We start from the raw sequence: 1,972 nt of genomic DNA on the forward strand, positions 1-1,972 counted from the left end.
CCTCACCCCCGCCCCGGCGGCCGGACCGCGCCGGGGCCGCCCGGGGGCGTCACCCGCCCCCTCCCCCCCGGCCGCGTGCGTACCCGGTTCCGGGATCCGGTCCGCGCACGGCCGGGAGATGCCTGGCCCGGGCGGGCGTCAGGAATGCGGAGGGACCTCCCCCGAGCCGCGCGGGACCAGCCGGGTGGGCAGCACGACGCGCCGCGGCGCGTCGCCCGAGCCCTCCAGCCGGCGGAAGAGCAGCTCGCCGGCTCTGCGGCCCAGCAGAGCGGGCTCCTGTGCGATGACGGTGACCGGCGGGGTCAGCAGGTCGGCCAGCTCGAAGTCGTCGAAGCCCACCAGCGCCACGCGCCGCTCCAGACCCGCCAGCACCCGTACCACGGTGACGGTCACCCGGTTGTTGCCCGTCAGCAGCGCGGTGACCGGCCCCGCGGCCGACTCCCGCCCCGCCAGCATGCGCTCGGCGTCGGCCCGTACGCGCCCGGGGTCGGTGGGACCGAGCGCGACCCACGAGCCGTCCACCGCGAGCCCGGCCTGCGCCATCGCGGCCCGGTAGCCGCGCAGCCGCTCGGCGGCGGTGTGGATGCGCGGCAGGTCGCCGATGAAACCGATCCTGCGGTGGCCGTGGGCGATGAGGTGCGCCACGCCCTCACGCGCACCCGTGAAGCTGTCGGAGAGCACCGTGTCGGCCTCGATGCGGGCGGCGGGGCGGTCCACGAAGACGGTGGCGATCCCGGCGGAGATCTCCGGCTCCAGGTAGCGGTGGTCGTCGCCGGCCGGAACGACCACCAGCCCGTCCACGCGCCGGGCGCACAGGGCGAGCGCCAGTTCCCTCTCGCGTTCGCCGTCCTCGGCGCTGGAGCCGTTGATCAGCAGCGCGCCGTGCGCCCGGGCGACCTCCTCGACGGCGCGGCTGAGGGGGGCGTAGAAGGGGTCGGCGAGGTCCTCCAGGACCAGGCCGATGCTCGCGGTACGGCCCTTGCGCAGGATACGGGCGCTGTCGTTGCGGCGGAAGCCGAGGGCGGTGATGGCCTCGCGCACCCTGCGCTCGGTGTCGAGGGTGACGCCGGGTTCGCCGTTGACGACCCGGGAGACGGTCTTGAGACCGACCCCGGCGCGGGCGGCCACGTCCTTCATCGTCGGCCGCAGCCCGTAGCGGCGCTGGGAGGTGCGGGCGGGGCGGGCGGTGTCGGCCACTTGGGGTCTCGTCCTGTCGTCGGCGGGCGGTGACACGGTCGCGCACGGCGCATGCTCGTGCGTCGACGGCCTCAGAGCATAGAGCCGGCCGATGAAGTGGACAACGTTGTCAGAAATAGGTGAGACTCTCCGCCCATGGATCAGGATCTTCTCGCCGCCCTCGACATCGGCGGAACCAAGATCGCGGGCGCGCTGGTGGACGACCGCGGACGGCTGCTGCTGCGGACCCGGCGGCCGACCCCGGCGAGGGAGCCGGGCGAGGGCGTGATGCGTGCGGTGGCCGAAGTGCTCGGCGAACTGAGGGCGTCGGCCCAGTGGCCGCGCGTGGCGGCCCTGGGCATCGGAAGCGCCGGACCGGTGAACGCCCGGCGGGGCACGGTGAGCCCGGTCAACATCCCCGGCTGGCGGGACTACCCGCTGGTGGCGGGGGTGCGCGCCGCCGTCGGGGGGATGCCCGTGACGCTGGTGGGCGACGGTGTGGCGATCACCGCCGCCGAGCACTGGCAGGGCGCGGCGCGCGGCCGGGACAACGCCCTGTGCATGGTCGTCTCCACCGGAGTGGGCGGCGGGCTGGTCCTGGACGGCAGACTGCACCCCGGGCCGACCGGCAACGCCGGCCACATCGGCCACATCAGCGTGGATCTCGACGGCGACCCCTGCCCGTGCGGGGCGCGCGGCTGCGTGGAGGGCCTGGCCAGCGGCCCCAACATCGCCCGCCGGGCCCTGGCGAACGGCTGGCGGCCCGGGCCGGACGGCGACACCAGCGCCCGCGGGG

At 76.0% G+C, this 1,972-nt stretch carries 2 protein-coding genes; one reads left to right on the forward strand and one right to left on the reverse strand.

Annotated elements, in window-relative coordinates; genetic code table 11:
* Positions 1–138 precede the first annotated feature (138 nt).
* Complete coding sequence (locus AC2CJA_RS26400; protein WP_484605175.1) at positions 139–1,197, reverse strand: LacI family DNA-binding transcriptional regulator; 1,059 nt, start codon at positions 1,195–1,197, stop codon at positions 139–141.
* A 135-nt stretch (positions 1,198–1,332) separates the two neighbouring features.
* On the opposite strand from AC2CJA_RS26400, the gene AC2CJA_RS26405 reads away from it, so the two are divergent.
* The coding region (locus AC2CJA_RS26405) for an ROK family protein (RefSeq protein WP_484605176.1) at positions 1,333–1,972 on the forward strand (640 nt) is incomplete at its 3' end.

The organism is Streptomyces sp. ATLC9, from assembly GCF_057196705.1.